Raw genomic sequence first — 17,060 nt, forward strand, 5'->3', positions numbered from 1 at the left:
TGACCGTATGGTGGAGTGTGAGCACGCCCGACACAGATGTCGGGCGTCCACACCCACCGCACACGGGCCCCTCGGCATGGGTACGATGCGCGGCATCAGCCATATCGAGGGAGTGAACGGTTGTGAGCAGCCAGTCGGCCGCCAAGCTCCGGTCGCGGTACGTGGAACAGGTCGCGTCGGAACTGGCGGAGAACCGCAGGCGCCAGGAGGAGCTGGCGAGCAGGATCGAGCTGCTCAGGCAGGAGGAGACCCTGCTCACCGACATCCTGGAGCTCGCCGAGCGGTACGAGGGTTTCGCCGACGCCTCGCGCCTGCCCGAGCAGGCCCAGGACGGGTCCGCCGCCGCGCACACCCCGGTGCGGGATGTTCCGGCGCGGGCCGCGGCACGTGCGCGGGGCGGTGCCGGGAGCCGGGCGCGCGGGCCGCTGCTCGGGGACGTGCTGCTGGAGCTGCTCGCCGGTCACGACGAGCCGTGTGCGGCGAAGGAGCTGCGCGAGGAGCTGCTGGAGCGGCACCCCGACCGCACCCCCACGCCGCAGGTGGTCCGCAACACCCTGGAGTCGCTGGTCGCCAAGGGGCGGGTGGAGCGCGCCAAGCGCGAGCGCTCGGTCGTCTACACCGCCCTGGACCCGGCCGACGCCGGCTGAGGGCCCGCCCGTTCCCCGGGCGGCGCTCGCGGCCGTGCCGGGGGCGGAACGACGGAAGGCACCTGCCCCCGGCCTGCGGAAGGCCGGGGGCAGGTGCCTCTTCGGGCGGCGCCTTACGGGCAGTAGAACCGCATCGAGGAGAGCCGGTCGTTGTTGTAGTACTTGGAGGTCCCGGCCGAGTAGTCGCCCTTCGCGCCCCAGTTCCACGTCGAGGTGAAGTCCAGGTCGGACGGGTGCAGCTCGCCGCTCGGGTCGTCCCAGAACTCGATCTGGCACTGCGAGTTGTTCAGCCACGACGAGACCTGGTTGTCGGCCAGCTCGTGGTTGAGGAAGTGGGTGTTGATGAGCCGCACGATCTTCGTGTTGCCGCCCGCCGGGGGCGGGGTGACGACCACCTTGGAGCCCTTGCCGCCACCGTCCTGGTAGAGGCAGAGCGCCCAGTTGGGGCAGTCGCTGTACGGGGCGTTGTCCGCCGCGGCCGGTCCCGCCGAGAGGAGCAGCGCCGAGGCGGCGACCGCGCCCGCGACGGCGGCGGTCTTGAGCTTGAACGATTTCAGTGCCATGGATCTCTGCTTTCTGGGTCGTACCGGGGCCGGGCCCGGACCTCTGCGTCGTGGGCCGCCGCGTCGTGCAGCAGCGCCAGCGCACAGGAGTCAACACGTGTGACTTCGACGCACACGTTAGCAGAGCACACGTGTGCGTTTTACAACTTGGCTCCGTCACCGGTCGAACCGGTTTCACAGATGACTGGTTCTTCACTCGTCGGCACATTGTTGAGAGTGCAAGAATCTTGTAACGGCCGCACCGCCCGACGGATGGCGGCCGGTGGTCCGCACCACTCTCGTCACCCACACGAAAGGTTGGTCGCATGCTCACCTCCCGGGCGAAACTCCGCGGTGCCGTCGTCGTCTCCGCCATGACCGTGGCCCTCATCGGAGCGGGGACGGCGGCGAACGCCGCCGACTGGCCCCCGCTCAAGGAGGGCGCGTACCTCTACTCGGGCACCCACGGCACGGGCCCGGCCTCGGCCGTCGACCTGGGCGACTTCGGCACGTGCCACACCCTGGCGACCGCGGCCCGCTCGATCCAGGTCGTCTCCGGATCCGCGTCCGTGGTGCTCTACCCCGGGGCCGGCTGCACCGGTGCCAACCCCTGGGCCAGTGGGTCCCTCGCCCAGTCCGACCTCCCGCGGGCGGCCCTGAGCTACCGCGTGGTCTCCGCGTAACGAAAGCACGGGCACACGGGCCCGGTTGGGGTCCGGGCGGGCGCCGGGCGCTCGTCCGGGCCCGGCCGCGGCGGGGCTCCTGACGGGGTGTCGCCGACGAGTTTCGGCCAAGGCGGAGGAGGGGGCCCGCTTGGGGGCATTTGGTCTTCTGCGTCAGGATGGGTATGACATGGACACATGCACTGCTCGGACCACGCCGTACCCTCTCGCCCCTGCGCCCCGCGCAACCCCTCCGAGCGGCCCGCGACGACGTCCGGGCAGCGGCGGGCGGCACAGAAAGGGAAGTGGGGGACGATGGAGTCGATCGACAGCACGATGATCGGCCGTGAGCCGGAGCGGGAGGCGCTGTCCGCGTTCGTGACGGCCGCCGGGGGCCGGGCGCTCGTCCTGCGCGGCGACCCCGGCGTGGGCAAGAGCGCCCTGCTCGACCACGTCGCCCGCCTCGCCGCGGCCGAGCGGCACACGGTGGTCAGGGCGGCCGGTGTGGAGGCCGAGTCCGAGCTGCCGTTCGCCGGTCTGCACCAGCTGCTGTACCCGCTGCTCCCGCACACCCACCGGCTGGACGAACGGCACCGGGAAGCCCTCGACGTCGTCTTCGGCCGAAGCGGCGGCCCGCCGCCCTCGGTGATGTCCCTCGGCATCGCCGTCCTGGACCTGCTCTCCCTCGTCGCGTCGCGCCAGCCGCTCCTGCTGGTGCTCGACGACGGCCACTGGTTCGACACCGCCAGCACCGAGGTGTGCGGATTCGTGGGGCGGCGGCTCACCGGCAGCTCGGTCGGGCTCGTCGTGGGCCTGCGCTCCGGCGTACCCTCCGGCTTCGACACGGCCGCGCTGCCCGAACTGCCCGTACCGACCCTGTCGGAGCACGCCTCCCAGCAGCTCCTGGACCTGCGCAGCCCGGGTCTCGACCCCCGTACCCGCCGACTGATCCTGGACGAGGCCCAGGGCAACCCGCTCGCCCTGCTGGAGCTGCCGCCCCATGTGCTGCGCAGCGGCCGGGCGGCGGACGACCGGCGGGAGAGGACCGGATACAGCGCCGTTCCGCTGCCCCTGCGGCTCCAGCAGGTGTACGGGGCCCGCATCGAGGCGCTCGGTGCGGGCGTCCGCGCGGAGCTGCTGCGCGGCGCCCTGGACGGCGTGGGAGCGGACGCGGTGACCGGCCACGCCTACGGCGTCCGCTACCACATGAGGGACACCGAGGAGGCAGCCGCGTGCGGCCTGCTGGACGTGGACCCGCTCAGCGGCGACTTCGTCTTCCGCCACCCCCTGGTGCGCTCGACGGTCGTCCAGATGGCGACCCCCAACCAGCGGCGCGCGGCGCACGCGGCCCTCGCGCACGTGCACCGCGAGGACGTGGAACGCCGCGCCATGCACCTGGCGGCCTCCACGGTCGACCCCGACGAGCAGGTCGCCGCCGTACTGGAGGCGGCGGCCGACTCCGCGACGCTGCGCGGCGGTTCACTGGCCGCCGTCGCCTGGCTGACCCGCGCGGCTGAGCTGAGCGAGAGCCACCGCGAGCGCTCGCGCCGGCTCGGCACGGCCTCGTTCGTCGCCGGGCAGGCCAGCCTCCTGGACCGCGCCCGGCAACTGCTCCGCTCCGACCTCGTGCCGGGGACCGGCGAGTCCCCGGCGTCGGTGCTCGCCTCGGCCTACGCCGCGCTGTACGAGGACGGGGACGTCAAGTCCTCGCAGCGCCAGGTCCGGGCCGCGATCGAGACCCTGCGCGACACGGACCCGGGCGAGCCGAGCGAGGTGCTCACCCGGCTGGTCAACCTGCTGCTGGCCATCAACCAGTACGCGGCCGACGAGCCGTCGTGGCAGCGCACCCACGAGCTGCTCGACTCCCTCGGCGACCGGGTGTCCCCCAACTCCCGCACCTACGAGGACGCGTGGAGCGACGTGGTGCGCCGCGGCGCCGGGGTGCACGAGCGGGTGGAGCGCGCCCTTGCCGACTTCCACCGCCTCGAACCCTGGGAGACCACCCGCCTGGGCGTCGCCGCCTACCACGTGGACGCCCTCGGCCAGTACGGACCGCACCTGCGGCGCACCGTCGACCGCGAGGTGGAGACCGGCGCCGCGGCGTCGGCCATGACGATGCTGCACCTGATCATGCTCGACCAGCTGGCGGTCGGTGCGTGGGACGAGGCCGAGCGGACCGGAGAGCGCGTCATGGCGCTCACGACCGCGCACCGCAACGCCCTGTTCGTCCACCACACCCAGGCGTACCTCGGACTCCTCGCGGCGCTGCGCGGCCGTACCGAGGAGGCGCGGCGGCTCCAGGCCGCCGTCGACACCTGGGCCCGTCCCCGCGGCGTCGGTTTCCTCACCCAGATCGCGGACTCCATCGGCACCACCGCGGCCCTCACCGACGGCGACTACGAGGCCGCCTACCTCCACGCCATCGGCATCACGCCCCCGGGCTCCTTCACCCCCTACGCCCACCAGGCGTCCCGCACCCTCCTCGACCTCGTCGAGGCGGCCCTGCACACCGGGCGCACCGAACAGGCCCGACGGCACGCCCTCGCCGCCCGGGACGCCGGCCTGCCCGCCGTCTCGCCCCGCCTCGCCCTGCTCACCCACGGCGCCCTCGCGATGACCGCCACCGACCCGGCCGAGGCCGACGCGATGTACCGCCGCGCCGAAACACACCCCGCCGCGGGCGCGCTCCCCTTCGAACTCGCCCGCATCCGGCTGGCCCACGGCATCCGGCTCCGCCACACCCAGGGCCGCACCGCCGCACGGCCGGTCCTCGCGCTCGCCGCCGAGACCTTCGAAGCCCTCGGCACACCGTCCTGGGCCGAGCGGGCCCGGGCCGAGCTCCGCGCCGCCGGAGCCCCCGCCGCGACCTCCACGGCCCCCCTCACGGCCCTCACCTGGCAGGAACGCCGGATCGCGGACCTGGCGGCGGGCGGCCTGACCAACAAGGAGATCGGCGAGCGCATGCACCTGTCACCGCGGACCGTCAGCTCGCACCTCTACCGGATCTTCCCCAAACTCGGCATCACCTCGCGCGTCGCCCTGCGCGACGCGCTGAGCAGGCTCCCCGAGGAGCAGGGCACGTGAGGCGGTACCCGATGTGATGCCCGCCTGGTCCGCTCGGCCTTCCGGCCCGCTCAGCCTTGCGGTCCCTCGGCGCGGACGCCCCGTTCGTAGAGCCAGGCGAGCACGTGGTCGGCGACCAGGCGCCACCCGCTGTCGATGACGAGCGAGTGGGCGCGGTCCGCGAACTGCTTGAGATCGGTGACCGCCGCCGTGTCCCCGTACTGCTTGTACGCGGCGCGGGTCGCGGCGTCCGGTACGAGCAGGTCCTCCTGCCCCGACACCAGCAGGAGCGGGCCTCGGGCCGCGTTGGTGACGTCCGCCCGGGCGTTCGGGGCCCGGCGGCCGGTGCCGCAGCCGAGGTCGCGGAGCAGCCGGGCGGGGACCGGCATCGCGTAGCGCTCGTAGAGCCGTCGGGACTCCCCCGCCGTCACCGTGTTCGCGATGAGCTCGTGGAACTGCCGGGGGGACAGGGACACCAACGGCTCGGCGGGGACGTCGTGTTCGGCCGACGGCGGCCGGTCGAAGGACGTCGGCATCGGAATGTCGTTGATGGGGACGGGGGCGATGGCCACGGCCGCCCGGCCGAGGTCGGCGGCGATGAGGTGCTGGGCGACGAGCCCTCCGACGGAGTGTCCGACGATCACCGGCGCGGTGTCGAGGGAGCGTACGACAGCGGCGTAGTGCGCGCTGAGCGCGTCCAGGCCGAGGCCGCCGAGTACGTCGGACGACTCAGCCGCGCCCGGGGACGCCCCCTCCCCCGGCCACCCGGGCGCGAGCGCCCGGAACCCCCGGCTCGTGAAGTGTTCCGTCCACGACTCCCAGGACAGCGCGTGCAGCCACGCGCCGTGGATGAACACGACGGGAGTACGTTTCACGGTGGGGTTCCTCCGAGCATGACGAACGTTCGGCCCCGGTGTCGGCACCGGGGCGACCGTTCCAGCATCGTCGAGGCACGGGGCGGGGGCGACAGTCGAATGACTCAACGTTGCCGACGAATCGCCGGAAACCACAGCCACTCCTGATGCCCCAACCCACACACAACTCCCAAAACGGACGGCTGACGGTGGTACAACGCCTCTGACGGCAGGAAGCCCCCGCCGGAATCCGACGGTCAACTTACGTACGCGCGACACCACGCGAGCGGTGAGAGTGAGCCGGGACAGCTTCCACCGCAGGGAAGGAACCCCCCGTCATGACCGGCCACCCAGCAGGTGTCCAGACCGGCCGACCGGCACCGCACACCCGCCCTCGGTTGAGCATGGACATCGAGCGCGTGCTGGGCGTCCGCGCCCGCCAGCCGATCCGGGCCGAGTTCGGGTTCGACGTCACCTCTCCCCTGGTCGTGTCCACGGAGCTGGCCATCGACGGCGGCGCGTGCGTCCACTGGCGCATCGGGCGCGACCTGCTGTGGCAGGGGCTGCGCACGAGGAGCGGCATCGGCGACGTCCAGATCCGCCCGTCCCACCCGGGCAACCACACCACCGCACGGCTCCAGCTGGTCTCCGACGGCATGGCGGCACTGTTCGAACTGCCGATACCACCGCTGGCGCAGTGGCTGGAGCACACCTACGAACTCGTCCCGGCGGGCGAGGAGGGCGCGACGCTCGACTGGGACGCGGCGGCGGATCTGCTCACGGGGCCACTGGCTCCCTAGCGGTGGCCCGGACCACTCCCCGCCACCGACCCTGCGCGCACGTCACGGCTCCACCGAAATTCGCTGGCCCGCCACCCCGCCACCAGCGATGATCACCGCATGACTGTCTTCCTCGAGACCGAGCGGCTTCGGCTGCGGTCCTTCACCCCGGCCGATGCCGGGCACCTCTTCGCGCTGGACAACGACCCCGAGGTGACGCGGTTCATCAATGGTGGTCGGCCCACCAGTCGCGAGGCGGTCCAGGAGCGGGTGCTGCCGCGGCTGCTGCACGACCATCCCTGTTCCGGCACGCGGGGCTTCTGGGCCGCCGAGGAGAAGAGCAGCGGGACCTTCCTCGGCTGGTTCGAGTTCCGTCCTCTCGACGAGGACAGCAGTGCCGTCGTCGAGCTCGGTTACCGGCTGAACAGGGCCTCCTGGGGCAAGGGGTACGCCACGGAGGGGTCGGTGGCCCTCGTCGACAAGGGGTTCACCGACCTCGGGGTGGAGCGGGTCACGGCGAACACCATGACCGTCAACACACGCTCCCGGCGGGTGATGGAGAAGTCCGGTCTGTTGTTCCTGCGGAGTTTCACCGGTGACTGGCCCGAGGCGATCCCGGGTTCGGAGCACGGCGAGGTCGAGTACGAACTCACCCGGGCCACGTGGGAGCGGCAGCGGTAGCACCGGCCCCCTCCCGGCCGCCCACTGGGCCCCGGGCGCGGTCGGCGGGCCGCGGCCTTCTACGCTGGGCCCTGAGCGAACGGGTCCCGGCGCGGTGATTCTCGCCGGTTGATGTGGAGGAACGTCCGATGGCTGTGCGTCGGCGAACAGTGCTGGCCATCGCGGCGAGCGGGGTGCTCTCCGGGTGCTCGGGGGCGACCGCCTCCGCGCCCAGCGGCACTCCCCCGCAACCGCCCGCACCGACCACCGCCGCACCGGCACCTTCCCCCCGGCCCACCGCGCCGACGCCACCCGTTCCCACCCGGGCCGAGATCGTCGCCCGGTACGGCAGGACGAAACCCACCCACTGGGGTCTGCGGGTGAGCGGCGCGCTGTCGCGGCTGCCGGTCACCGGGAAGGTGGCCGCCCTGACCTTCGACGCCTGCGGCGGCAAGGGCGGCAGCGGGTACGACAAGGCGCTCGTCGACTTCCTGCGCCGACGTTCCGTGCCCGCCACCTTGTTCCTCAACTCCCGGTGGATCGACGAGAACCCTTCCCTGTTCAAGGAGTTGGCGGCCGACCCGCTCTTCGAGGTGGCCAACCACGGCACGCGCCACCTCCCGCTCTCGGTGTCCGGCCGCTCCGCCTACCGGATACCGGGCACCCGCGACGTGGGTGAGGTGTACGACGAGGTCGCGGGCAACCGGGCCGAACTCACCGGGCTGCTGGGCCACCCGCCGCGCTTCTTCCGTTCGGGTACGGCCTACTGCGACGACGTCGCCGCCCGGGTCGTCACCGCGCTCGGGGAGCGGTTCGCCTCCTTCGACGTCAACGGTGACGGCGGCGCGACCTTCACCCCCGAGCAGGTCCAGCAGGCCATGCGGTCGGTGCGGCCGGGATCGGTCGTCATAGGCCACATGAACCAGCCCCGGGGCGGCACGGCACGCGGGATGAGCGCGGCCGTACCCCGGTTGCTGGACCAGGGTTACACCTTCGTACGCCTCTCGGACGCGGTACGGGCCTGAGCCGGGCAGCCGCCCGCACCGGGCAGGACGGCCGGCCCGACCGGGCTCGTGGCCCTTGGGCGAGGGCGCGGGTTCAGCCGGCACGGACGGCGACGAGTCCGTTCGCCTCGCGCAGGGTGGGGTAGTCGGTGTACCCGGTCGGGCCGCCCACGTACATCGTGTACTTCTCGCGCACCTCGTTCAGGGGCGCACCGGTCCGCAGGCGCTCCACGAGGTCCGGGTTGGCGAGGAACGCGCGGCCCAGGGCGATGACGTCGGCGCCGGCCGCCAGCAGGCGCTCTCCGGCCGCGCGTCCGCCGTCGGCGGGCACGGTCGGGCCGAGGTCGGGGTTGGCCATCAGCGTGCCCGGCCAGGTCTCGCGCAGACGGGTGAAGAACGGCTGCCGGGGGTCGGCGAGCTCCAGGTGCAGATAGGCGAGGCCCAGGTCCGACAGCGCCCCGACGAGCTCCGCGTAGATGCGCTCGGTGTCGCCCTCCTCGATGCCGTTGACGGTGTTCGCCGGGGATATCCGCAGGCCCGTCCGCTCGGGGCCGATCGCGTCGGCCACCGCCCGGGTGACCTCCACGGCGAAGCGGACGCGGTGCGCGACCGGACCGCCGTAGGCATCGTCGCGCCGGTTGGTGTTCTCGGACAGGAACTGGTGCAGCAGCATCCCGTTGGCGCCGTGCACCTCCACTCCGGCGAAGCCCGCCGCGACCGCGTTGCGGGCGGCCTGGGCGAAGTCGGCGACGGTGGCGTGGATGTCGTCGACGGTCATGGCGTGCGGCACGACGGCCGGTCGGCGTCCGGCGGGCGTGTGGACCGTCTCGGGGAGCGCGATCGCCGAGGGTGCGTGCTGGACGAGTCCGCTGTTGTCCGGGTGCCCCACCCGGCCGCCGTGCTGGAGCTGGAGGAACATCGTTCCCCCGGCGGCCCGCACCGCGTCGGTGACCTGCCGCCATCCGGCGATCTGGGCCGCGTTGTGGATGCCGGGGATGTGGGGGTAGGTCTGGCCGGTGGCATTGGGGGTGGTGCCCTCCGCGATGATGAGTCCGGCCGAGGCGCGCTGGGCGTAGTAGGTGGCCATCAGCTCCCCGGGCACACCGTCGGCGTCGGCCCGGTTCCTGGTCAGGGGCGCCATCACCAGCCGGTTGGGCAGGTGCGTCGGTCCGAGGAGGGTGGGGGTGAAGAGGCTGGGGTTGACCGCTGTGTGCTTCATGCCCGTACCGTAGAAGCTGACACAGGTGTCAAGTTCAAGAGGACGGGCGCTCCCGTCCGCGGGCAGGGGGAGACATGCGGGTCGGAGAGCTGGCCGAGCGCACGGGGGTGAGCGAGCGTTCGCTGCGCTACTACGAGAAGCAGGGCCTGCTCACGGCCGAGCGCACGCCCGGCGGCCATCGCCAGTTCGGCGAGTGGGCGGTCGACCGGGTCATCCGCATCCAGGCCCTGTACGCCGCGGGCCTCAACAGCACCAGGATCGCCGCCCTGCTGCCCTGTATGCGGGACGCGGACGGCGGACCCTCGGCGCGGGCCACCGAGCGCCTGGTCGCCGAACTGGCCGAGGAGCGGCGGCGCATCGACCGGCTCATCGCCGATCTGCTGCGCTCCCGCGAGGTCCTGGACGAGGTGATGGAGCTGGCGGCGCAGCCGCGCGAAGACGCTCCGCCGCCACCGGCCGCGCACGGGCGGGTGGCCGGGGAGGTGGCCCATGAGATGGCCAGGAAGCGGCAAAAGACTCGCTCCTAGGTAAAGCGTTCGATATCGAAGGACAACTACTCTTGTCCTGCGCATGACTCACCGGATGGGATCGCGGCAGCCGCCTCGTGCGGCGCCACCCCCCAAGAAGGAGCATCATGCGCATACCCCGTTCCCGGACGAGTGCCGCCACCGCGGCGTTCGGGGCCACCGCCCTGGCCACCGCCGCGGCGCTCACCGTCCCGCTGACCGGGTCCGCCACCGCCGCGCCCGCCGCGGCCCCGCACACCCGCGCCGTTCCGGCGGTCGCCGGGCACGCCCTGGTCCACGCCGTGGGCAGCCCGCTCACCTCGGAGCAGTGCCAGGCCAAGTGGAAGATCGCCTGCTACGGGCCGCTCCAGTACCGCCAGGCGTACAACCTCAACCCGCTCTACAAGGCGGGCATCACCGGCAAGGGCCGCACGATCGTCATCGTGGACTCCTTCGGCTCGCCGACGATCCAGCACGACCTGGACGTGTACAGCAAGACGTTCGGCATCAAGAGCGCCAAGGTCGAGGTCGTCAAGTGGGGCAAGGTCCCCCAGTGGGACCCGAAGAACGAGGAGATGACCGGCTGGGCGGGCGAGTCCACCCTCGACGTCGAGATGGCGCACGCGGTGGCGCCCGACGCGAAGATCGTGCTGGTCGAGACGGCGGTCGCCGAGACCGAGGGCGTCACCGGCCTGCCCGAGATGATGGACGCCGAGAAGGCGATGATCGACCGCGGTGTGGGCGACGTCATCAGCCAGAGCTTCGGCGCCACCGAGAACACCTTCCCCGGCTTCGACAAGGGTGACTTCTCCAGCATCCAGAAGCTGCGGTACGCGTTCAAGGACGCCGCCGCCCACAAGGTCACGGTGCTCGCGTCCTCCGGCGACGGCGGCGCCACGGACAACACCGCGGACGGCAAGGGCTACTACACCAAGCCGGTCAACTCCTGGCCCTCCTCCGACCCGCTGGTCACCTCCATCGGCGGCACCCAGCTCCACCTGGACGACCACGGCAACCGCGTGCGCCGGGACAGCGTGTACAACGACAACGGAGCCGGTGGCGGCGGCCAGTCGCACGTCTTCGGCCGCCCCCAGTTCCAGAACGGGGTCCGCGGCGTGGTCGGCAACCGCCGCGCCACCCCCGACGTCTCGATGTCGGCCGCGGTCAACGGCGGCGCCTGGATCTACTCCAGCTACGACCCGACCGCCGTCGGCTGGGACGTGTCCGGCGGCACCAGCGAGGCGTGCCCGCTCTTCTCCGGCATCGTCGCGCTCGCCGACCAGGCGTCCGGCCGCCGCCTCGGCGACCTCAACGAGGCGCTGTACGCGCTGTACAAGCACGAGGGCTACAAGCCGTCCAGCGGTCTGGTCGACGTGAACGACGGCACGAACAACAGCTACAAGGGCGTGACCGGTTACACCGCGGTCAACGGCTACGACATGGCGACCGGCGTCGGCACCGTCGACGCCACCCGCTTCGTCCGGGCCCTGGCCCGGACGAGCCGGCACCACTGAGTGCCCGGCGTGGGGCCCGCACCGGGCCCCACGCCCCGCCCGCCAACAGCACTGCCCCGAAGGCGCGTTGCCGGGCCTTGCGGGCAGGCTCACATCGCGGCGACGGCCGCGGGCACGACCGGCCGGACGACGATCTCGTTCACATCGACCTGCGGCGGCTGCCCGATCGCGTGGGCGACGGCCGCAGCCACCGCCTCCGCGGGCAGGGCGACGGCGCGGTAGACCCGCATGGTCTCCCGGGCGACCGGGTCCGTCAGATGGTCGGCGAGCTCGGATTCGGTGACGCCCGGGGACACGACGGTGACCCGGACGGCGCCGCCCGACTCCTGCCGCAGCCCCTCGGAGACCGCCCGTACCGCGAACTTGGTGGCGCAGTAGACGGCGGCGGTGGGCGACACCTCGTACGCGCCGACGGAGGCGATGTTCACCACGTGCCCGCTCCCCTGCTCCCGCATCACGGGCAGGGCCGCGGCGATCCCGTGCAGCACACCGCGCACGTTCACGTCGATCATGCGGTCCCAGTCGTCGGTGCGCAGGGCGTCCAGCCGCGACAGCGGCATCACGCCCGCGTTGTTGACGAGGACGTCGACGCCGCCGAAGACGGCCCGGGCCCGCGCCACGAAGTCGGCCGTGTCCGCCGCGTCGGTCACGTCGAGCGGGCGGAAGGCCGCGGTGCCGCCCTCCCGGGTGATCTCCTCGACGAGGTCGGCCAGCCGGTCGGTGCGGCGGGCGCCGAGGAACACCCGGTGGCCGTCCGCCGCCAGCCGACGGGCGGTCGCCGCGCCGATCCCGCTGCTCGCTCCGGTGATCAGTACGGTCTTGGTGTCCGGTGCCATCGTTTCCCGCCTCTTCCACTTCGGTCGTCCCGTACGGGAGTTCACCGGAACTCTCGACGGTGGCGCGAGGCCGGGCCAGGGCAGCCGCTGCCTGGGTACGGCACACCCAGGCAGCGGGCCGGCACCCGCTCGTAACCTGGCTCCATGACCAGCAGCGAACTCGGGGAATTCCTGCGCGCCCACCGCGCGCGCCTGCGGCCCGCCGACGTGGGCCTCGCCACTTACGGGCAGCGCCGGGTGGCCGGGCTGCGCCGCGAGGAGGTCGCCGTCCTGGCCGGGATGAACAGCGACTACTACGCGCGTCTGGAGCAGGGACGCGAGCGCCATCCCTCCGCGCAGCTCCTGGACGCCGTCTGCCGGGCGCTGCGGCTGGACGCCGAGGCGCGCGACCACGCGCACCGGCTCGCGGGCACGGCGCCCGCCGACCTGGCGGCGCACCCGTGCGAGACGGTCGCGCCCGCGCTGCGCCAGCTCCTCGACGGATACGCGCACACTCCCGCGTTCGTCCTGGGCCCGGCCCTGGACCTGCTGGCCGCCAACGCGCTGGCCGAAGCCCTGTTCTCCCCCTTCGAGAAGGCCGACAACCTGGCCCGGATGACCTTTCTGGACCCGGCCGCGCCCGCCTTCTTCGCCGACTGGGGCCGGGTGGCGGAGGCGACGGTGGCCGCGCTGCGCCAGTCGGGCGGCCTCACCCCGCGCTACCCGAGGCTGGACGCCCTGGTGCGGTCGCTGTGCGCGGCCGGCCCGGAGTTCGGCGCGCTCTGGGGCTCGCACCGGGTGCGCGGCAAGACCCACGACGTCAAGGAGCTCGTCCATGACGACGTGGGTCCGCTGTCGCTGACGTACCAGAGCTTCGACGTGCGCGGCGCGGCCGGGCAGCAGTTGGTGATCTACCACGCGGAGCCGGGCAGCCGCAGCGCCGAGGCGCTCACCCTGCTCGGCACCCTGGCCGCCACGGCACGGCAGTCGTCGCCCGGACCCGTCTGAGGGCGGGTCCCGCGGCCGGCCCGCTCAGCACCCGCCGCCGTCGTGGGGCGCGGCCCAGTCGGCGCCGCCGTACCAGTGGTCCGTGCCCCAGGCGTCGTTGTAGCAATTGCGGTCCGCGGTCCACACGTTGGCCTGCGCGCGCCAGTCGTCGGGGTTGGCGTCGTGCACCCATTCGTAGGCGGAGACGTTCTTCTCGCTGATCGGCAGGCAGTGGTACGGGCCGACCACGCCGCTGGTCGGGGAGACCAGGGCGACACAGGCCGTGGCGGACTTGTGCGCGTTGCGGAACGACTCCGCCCACTGCCAGTGGGCCTGGATCTGGTTGCAGGAGGAGTCCCAGAGCTGCTGCACCTGCCCGGCGTACGTGCCGTACATGGAGAAGTTGCCCGGGCTGCCGATGTAGTGCCAGTTGCCGGTGCAGGTACCGCCGTCCATGGGCTGTGCGCGGGCCTCGGCCGGTGCGGCGGCCTGGGCGGTGCCGACGCCCGACAGGGCGATCGCGCCCCCGGCGAACACGGCGGCGATCCCCTGCAGAGTGCGTCCGGTCCGGTGGGACAGGGCCATGCGGCTCATCTCCTGACGGTGACGTCGATGGGGCCGCCGCTGGACGGCGGCCCGCTGCTGTGAGCCAGTGCACCGCGCATCGGGCCCCGGGCGCCAAGCCTTTCGGCCGACGGCGAATATCGTCGATAGGGCGCGGAACGGGGCGGGTTGGGCCTTCGGCGGTCGCCTCAGCCGGCCGTGACGGGTGAACCGGCCGCGACGAGGGCGACGGATTCGCGCACCGAGTCCAGGGCCGCCGCCCTCTCCTGCGCGGTCAGGCGGGCCGGTCCGTAGGTGACCACGGGCTGGACGGCCTCGTAGCCGACGAACTCGAACATGCCGCGGTGGATGTGGAAGAGGAAGTCGTCCAGCGCCCCGAACCCGCCGCCGGGCCGGAACGACTCGCGGGAGCCGCCGGTCGTCAGCAGCAGCATCGCCCGCTTCCCGACGAGCGCGCCCTCGTCGAAGACCCCGTGGTCCCCGCCGAACACCCCGCCCATCACGAAGACCCGGTCCACCCATCCCTTGAGGACGGCGGGCAGCGAGAACCACCACAGCGGGGCCGACAGCACGAGCAGGTCGGCGGCGAGCAGCAGTTCCAGGTGGTGCCGGATGCGCGGGGCGAGCGTGCCGTCCTGGACCGCGCGGCGCTGCTCGGCCTGCGGTTTGAAGTACTCCTCGGTCCCGGCGAAGTCTTCGCGGCCGAGGACGGGGGCCCAGCCCTCGGCGTAGAGGTCGAGCACGTCGACCGCGTACCCGGCGTCGCGTAACGCCTGGGCCGCGGTGGCCATTTGGGCGGTACTGAACGACCGGGACTCGGGGTGGGCGTGGACGATCAGGGCGCGGCGCACGGCGGCGGAGTTCGACATGAGGAGATCATATCGACACATCGCGATTCGTCAATATGTTGTGAGGGGGTGCGCGCGCTCAGACGGTGGCGCCGAACTCCCGCGAAACCCGAGCCAGTTGCTCGTCGTCGCGCCGGTAGTGGGTCCACTTGCCCACCCGGGTGGACCGCACGAGCCCCGCCCGTTCGAGCGTGCTCATATAGCTGGAGACGGTCGACTGGGCCAGTCCCGACTTCGCCTGAATGTGGGTCACGCACACACCGACCGTCCGCCGGTCCGCGATCGGCTCGTACGCGGCGAAGTGCGCGTCCGGATCCTTCAGCCACCGCATGATCTGGAGCCGGGCGGGGTTGCCGAGGGCCTTGAACACCTCGACCAGATCCCCCGGACCGGGCCCCGGCTCCGTACCCGGCACCGCCGCTGCGGCCATGCGCCACCCCTCACACCAGACATCGTCGCGACACACCACGATATCTCGATACGTCCTCCGGCTCCGGGCGGGCGGCTCCGGAGCGGAGAACGGGCGGCGCCACGGCCCGACTTGTCCATCAGGGCAGCGGATGACCCACGTGGGAGAGGCGGCGGGCCGCCACCAGGGCCTGGATCTGGTACCCGATGTCGTCGACGTGCCGGACGGGGGACGGGAAGTCGACCCGGGCGTCGCGGTGGGAGCGCCGGTACTCCAGCCGCAGGGTCAGCCCGTAGCGGTCCAGGGCCACCGGCACCACCCGGCTCGCCCCGCCCCGCGCCCTCGGCCGGACCAGGCGCAGGAGTTCGGGCAGGAGGTCGGCGTGACCGTCGACGAGATGGGTGAGCAGGGCCGCCTCACCCGTGGCCACGGGATCGAGTTCGGCCGCCTCCAGTTCGGCGAGGCCCACGTACGTACGGCCACCGGCGTCCTCCAGCACCCCCTGGCCGAATTCCACGCAGGTGCTTTCGGCCGAATCCGGGTCGTAGGGCGCGCTCAGCACTCCGGTCAGGGCGACCCGGGCACGCACCCGGTCCCGCACCCGCGTGGGGGCGATGTCGGTGAGCTCCAGCCGGACCGGGACGCGGGACCCCGAGGCGGCCCCGGCACTCTCGAACGGCGCGTGGAGATGGAACTGCCCCGTCGAGCCCAGGCCGTCCAGCCAGCGGACTTCATGGCGGCGGCCGTCGCTGAACACCGTCATCGAGTGGGCGGAGGCCAGGATCGAGCGGACGCGCTCGGCGGCCGACGGCGCCCCGGCACGGCTGGGGGAATGGTTCATGCGGACCCTCCAGGACCAGTAACTTAGGTTTGCCTAACCTAACCTAATCCCGAGTGGACGGCCAGCCGCCGCACGGCCGTCCACCGCCTCCCCAGCCGCCCCGCGCCCGTGCCTACGACACCGACCGGACGACCACCGCCGCCGCGTCCGCGATCAGCCTGTTGTCGTAGTCGGCGTCCTCGTTCCCCCGGTTCGTCAGGACCGCCATCACGATGGGCGCGCCGCCCGGCCGCCACACCACGGCGATGTCGTTGCGGATGCCGTAGACACCGCCCGCGCCGGTCTTGTCACCGACCGTCCAGCCCTTGGGGACCCCGGCCCGGATGAGCTCGTCCCCGGTGGTGTTGGTGCGCAGCCACCGCGCCAGCTGGGCCCGTTCACCGGCGCCGAGGCGGTCGCCGAGGACGAACGCGCGCAGGTCGTCCGCCAGCGCGCGGGGCGTGGTGGTGTCCCGCACGGCGCCCGGCGTCCACTGGTTCAGGTCCGGCTCGCGACGCTCGACGCGGGTCGCCGTGTCGCCCGCCTCCCGCAGCGCGCTCTGCAGGCCTCTCGGTCCCCCGAGCGCGTCGAACAGCAGGTTCCCGGCCGTGTTGTCGCTGTAGCGCACGGCGGCGTCGCACAGCTCGCCCAGCGTCATCCCGGTGTCGACGTGCTTCTCGGTGACGGGCGAGTTGGCCACCAGGTCGTCCTTGGAGTACTTCACCAGCCTGCTCATCCCGTGCAGCGAGTACTTCCGCAGGACGGCACCGGCGGCGAGCGCCTTGAACGTGGAGGCGTAGGCGAACCGTTCGCCGTCGCGGTGGGCCACCTCGCGCCCGGTGCCGGTGTTCACCGCGTACACCCCGAGCCGCGCCCCGTACTTGCGCTCCAGCTCCTTGAAATCGGCCACGGGCGGCCTTTCGCCCGAAGACGCGCCGGGTGTTCCGGCCGCCGCGCGCGACGCCGGGGAGGAAGCCTCCTGGCCGTCGGCCCGCGCGCAGGCCAGCAGGGGAAGGGCGGTGAGCAGGGCGAGCCCGCCCAGCGCGGCACGTCGGGTACGGGAGTGGGGCATGGGGCAACCTCCGGGTGCGGTCCGGCTTCCGGGTGCGCCGGGGAAGTCGGCGCGGATCAGGAACGAGTGGCGCATGCCCCGATCCTGTCGGGGGA

At 72.7% G+C, this 17,060-nt stretch carries 18 protein-coding genes; 9 read left to right on the forward strand and 9 right to left on the reverse strand.

Annotated elements, in window-relative coordinates; genetic code table 11:
* Positions 1 to 122 precede the first annotated feature (122 nt).
* Positions 123 to 647 (forward strand): hypothetical protein, encoded by a 525-nt coding sequence (locus tag AB5J87_RS02095; RefSeq protein WP_369373245.1) that lies wholly within the window; start codon positions 123 to 125, stop codon positions 645 to 647.
* Positions 648 to 760: 113 nt separating this feature from the next.
* On the opposite strand, the gene AB5J87_RS02100 is transcribed toward AB5J87_RS02095, so the two are convergent.
* Complete coding sequence (locus AB5J87_RS02100; RefSeq protein WP_369373248.1) at positions 761 to 1,210, reverse strand: peptidase inhibitor family I36 protein; 450 nt, start codon at positions 1,208 to 1,210, stop codon at positions 761 to 763.
* A 305-nt stretch (positions 1,211 to 1,515) separates the two neighbouring features.
* On the opposite strand from AB5J87_RS02100, the gene AB5J87_RS02105 reads away from it, so the two are divergent.
* Both AB5J87_RS02105 and AB5J87_RS02110 read left to right on the forward strand, forming a co-directional pair.
* Complete coding sequence (locus tag AB5J87_RS02105; protein WP_369373250.1) at positions 1,516 to 1,872, forward strand: hypothetical protein; 357 nt, start codon at positions 1,516 to 1,518, stop codon at positions 1,870 to 1,872.
* Between the two features lie 294 nt (positions 1,873 to 2,166).
* Positions 2,167 to 4,935, forward strand: a complete 2,769-nt coding sequence (locus AB5J87_RS02110) for an AAA family ATPase (protein ID WP_369373253.1) — start codon at positions 2,167 to 2,169, stop codon at positions 4,933 to 4,935.
* A 50-nt stretch (positions 4,936 to 4,985) separates the two neighbouring features.
* Here AB5J87_RS02110 and AB5J87_RS02115 read toward each other — a convergent pair whose 3' ends face one another.
* Positions 4,986 to 5,789 (reverse strand): alpha/beta hydrolase, encoded by an 804-nt coding sequence (locus AB5J87_RS02115; protein ID WP_369373256.1) that lies wholly within the window; start codon positions 5,787 to 5,789, stop codon positions 4,986 to 4,988.
* Positions 5,790 to 6,172: 383 nt separating this feature from the next.
* On the opposite strand from AB5J87_RS02115, the gene AB5J87_RS02120 reads away from it, so the two are divergent.
* The 3 genes from AB5J87_RS02120 to AB5J87_RS02130 all read left to right on the forward strand — a co-directional run bounded on the left by AB5J87_RS02120 (position 6,173) and on the right by AB5J87_RS02130 (position 8,232).
* Positions 6,173 to 6,568, forward strand: a complete 396-nt coding sequence (locus tag AB5J87_RS02120; protein ID WP_369373258.1) for an SsgA family sporulation/cell division regulator — start codon at positions 6,173 to 6,175, stop codon at positions 6,566 to 6,568.
* A 99-nt stretch (positions 6,569 to 6,667) separates the two neighbouring features.
* Positions 6,668 to 7,228 carry a GNAT family N-acetyltransferase gene (locus AB5J87_RS02125; protein WP_369373260.1) on the forward strand — a complete coding sequence of 187 codons (561 nt, stop codon included), beginning with the start codon at positions 6,668 to 6,670 and terminating at the stop codon, positions 7,226 to 7,228.
* A 128-nt stretch (positions 7,229 to 7,356) separates the two neighbouring features.
* Entirely contained in the window at positions 7,357 to 8,232 is an 876-nt protein-coding gene (locus tag AB5J87_RS02130; protein WP_369373262.1) for a polysaccharide deacetylase family protein, read from the forward strand.
* A gap of 73 nt (positions 8,233 to 8,305) precedes the next feature.
* Here the strand turns inward: AB5J87_RS02130 and AB5J87_RS02135 are convergent, their stop codons facing one another.
* The gene (locus AB5J87_RS02135) at positions 8,306 to 9,430 is read right to left on the reverse strand and encodes an alkene reductase (protein WP_369373264.1); all 1,125 of its coding nucleotides are present in this window, start codon (positions 9,428 to 9,430) and stop codon (positions 8,306 to 8,308) included.
* Between the two features lie 74 nt (positions 9,431 to 9,504).
* Between AB5J87_RS02135 and AB5J87_RS02140 the strand changes: the two genes are divergently transcribed.
* Positions 9,505 to 9,957 carry a MerR family transcriptional regulator gene (locus AB5J87_RS02140; protein WP_369373266.1) on the forward strand — a complete coding sequence of 151 codons (453 nt, stop codon included), beginning with the start codon at positions 9,505 to 9,507 and terminating at the stop codon, positions 9,955 to 9,957.
* Between the two features lie 107 nt (positions 9,958 to 10,064).
* Positions 10,065 to 11,450, forward strand: coding sequence for a S8 family serine peptidase (locus tag AB5J87_RS02145; protein WP_369373268.1), 1,386 nt, complete (start codon positions 10,065 to 10,067; stop codon positions 11,448 to 11,450).
* Between the two features lie 89 nt (positions 11,451 to 11,539).
* Here the strand turns inward: AB5J87_RS02145 and AB5J87_RS02150 are convergent, their stop codons facing one another.
* Positions 11,540 to 12,286, reverse strand: a complete 747-nt coding sequence (locus AB5J87_RS02150) for an SDR family oxidoreductase (RefSeq protein ID WP_369373270.1) — start codon at positions 12,284 to 12,286, stop codon at positions 11,540 to 11,542.
* A 144-nt stretch (positions 12,287 to 12,430) separates the two neighbouring features.
* On the opposite strand from AB5J87_RS02150, the gene AB5J87_RS02155 reads away from it, so the two are divergent.
* Positions 12,431 to 13,273, forward strand: a complete 843-nt coding sequence (locus AB5J87_RS02155; RefSeq protein WP_369373272.1) for a helix-turn-helix transcriptional regulator — start codon at positions 12,431 to 12,433, stop codon at positions 13,271 to 13,273.
* A 24-nt stretch (positions 13,274 to 13,297) separates the two neighbouring features.
* Here the strand turns inward: AB5J87_RS02155 and AB5J87_RS02160 are convergent, their stop codons facing one another.
* The 5 genes from AB5J87_RS02160 to bla all read right to left on the reverse strand — a co-directional run bounded on the left by AB5J87_RS02160 (position 13,298) and on the right by bla (position 16,965).
* Entirely contained in the window at positions 13,298 to 13,846 is a 549-nt protein-coding gene (locus tag AB5J87_RS02160; RefSeq protein ID WP_369373274.1) for a hypothetical protein, read from the reverse strand.
* Positions 13,847 to 14,004: 158 nt separating this feature from the next.
* Complete coding sequence (locus tag AB5J87_RS02165) at positions 14,005 to 14,685, reverse strand: NAD(P)H-dependent oxidoreductase (RefSeq protein WP_369373276.1); 681 nt, start codon at positions 14,683 to 14,685, stop codon at positions 14,005 to 14,007.
* 58 nt (positions 14,686 to 14,743) lie between these two features.
* Complete coding sequence (locus AB5J87_RS02170; RefSeq protein ID WP_369373278.1) at positions 14,744 to 15,094, reverse strand: ArsR/SmtB family transcription factor; 351 nt, start codon at positions 15,092 to 15,094, stop codon at positions 14,744 to 14,746.
* A 118-nt stretch (positions 15,095 to 15,212) separates the two neighbouring features.
* Entirely contained in the window at positions 15,213 to 15,914 is a 702-nt protein-coding gene (locus AB5J87_RS02175; RefSeq protein WP_369373280.1) for a DUF2470 domain-containing protein, read from the reverse strand.
* A gap of 112 nt (positions 15,915 to 16,026) precedes the next feature.
* Positions 16,027 to 16,965, reverse strand: coding sequence for a class A beta-lactamase (gene bla, locus AB5J87_RS02180; protein WP_369373282.1), 939 nt, complete (start codon positions 16,963 to 16,965; stop codon positions 16,027 to 16,029).
* Positions 16,966 to 17,060 lie beyond the last annotated feature (95 nt).

This window comes from Streptomyces sp. cg36, from assembly GCF_041080675.1.
Taxonomy (GTDB): Bacteria; Actinomycetota; Actinomycetes; order Streptomycetales; family Streptomycetaceae; genus Streptomyces.

Excerpts from the sequence above, each read along its gene's own strand:
- AB5J87_RS02140 (WP_369373266.1), top strand. The coding sequence starts at position 9,505 with ATGCGGGTCGGAGAGCTGGCCGAGCGCACGGGGGTGAGCGAGCGTTCG.
- AB5J87_RS02125 (WP_369373260.1), top strand. The coding sequence starts at position 6,668 with ATGACTGTCTTCCTCGAGACCGAGCGGCTTCGGCTGCGGTCCTTCACC.
- AB5J87_RS02105 (WP_369373250.1), top strand. The coding sequence starts at position 1,516 with ATGCTCACCTCCCGGGCGAAACTCCGCGGTGCCGTCGTCGTCTCCGCC.
- AB5J87_RS02150 (WP_369373270.1), bottom strand. The coding sequence starts at position 12,286 with ATGGCACCGGACACCAAGACCGTACTGATCACCGGAGCGAGCAGCGGG.
- AB5J87_RS02145 (WP_369373268.1), top strand. The coding sequence starts at position 10,065 with ATGCGCATACCCCGTTCCCGGACGAGTGCCGCCACCGCGGCGTTCGGG.
- AB5J87_RS02120 (WP_369373258.1), top strand. The coding sequence starts at position 6,173 with ATGGACATCGAGCGCGTGCTGGGCGTCCGCGCCCGCCAGCCGATCCGG.
- bla (WP_369373282.1), bottom strand. The coding sequence starts at position 16,965 with ATGCCCCACTCCCGTACCCGACGTGCCGCGCTGGGCGGGCTCGCCCTG.
- AB5J87_RS02130 (WP_369373262.1), top strand. The coding sequence starts at position 7,357 with ATGGCTGTGCGTCGGCGAACAGTGCTGGCCATCGCGGCGAGCGGGGTG.
- AB5J87_RS02155 (WP_369373272.1), top strand. The coding sequence starts at position 12,431 with ATGACCAGCAGCGAACTCGGGGAATTCCTGCGCGCCCACCGCGCGCGC.
- AB5J87_RS02170 (WP_369373278.1), bottom strand. The coding sequence starts at position 15,094 with ATGGCCGCAGCGGCGGTGCCGGGTACGGAGCCGGGGCCCGGTCCGGGG.
- AB5J87_RS02175 (WP_369373280.1), bottom strand. The coding sequence starts at position 15,914 with ATGAACCATTCCCCCAGCCGTGCCGGGGCGCCGTCGGCCGCCGAGCGC.
- AB5J87_RS02110 (WP_369373253.1), top strand. The coding sequence starts at position 2,167 with ATGGAGTCGATCGACAGCACGATGATCGGCCGTGAGCCGGAGCGGGAG.
- AB5J87_RS02100 (WP_369373248.1), bottom strand. The coding sequence starts at position 1,210 with ATGGCACTGAAATCGTTCAAGCTCAAGACCGCCGCCGTCGCGGGCGCG.
- AB5J87_RS02135 (WP_369373264.1), bottom strand. The coding sequence starts at position 9,430 with ATGAAGCACACAGCGGTCAACCCCAGCCTCTTCACCCCCACCCTCCTC.
- AB5J87_RS02165 (WP_369373276.1), bottom strand. The coding sequence starts at position 14,685 with ATGTCGAACTCCGCCGCCGTGCGCCGCGCCCTGATCGTCCACGCCCAC.
- AB5J87_RS02160 (WP_369373274.1), bottom strand. The coding sequence starts at position 13,846 with ATGAGCCGCATGGCCCTGTCCCACCGGACCGGACGCACTCTGCAGGGG.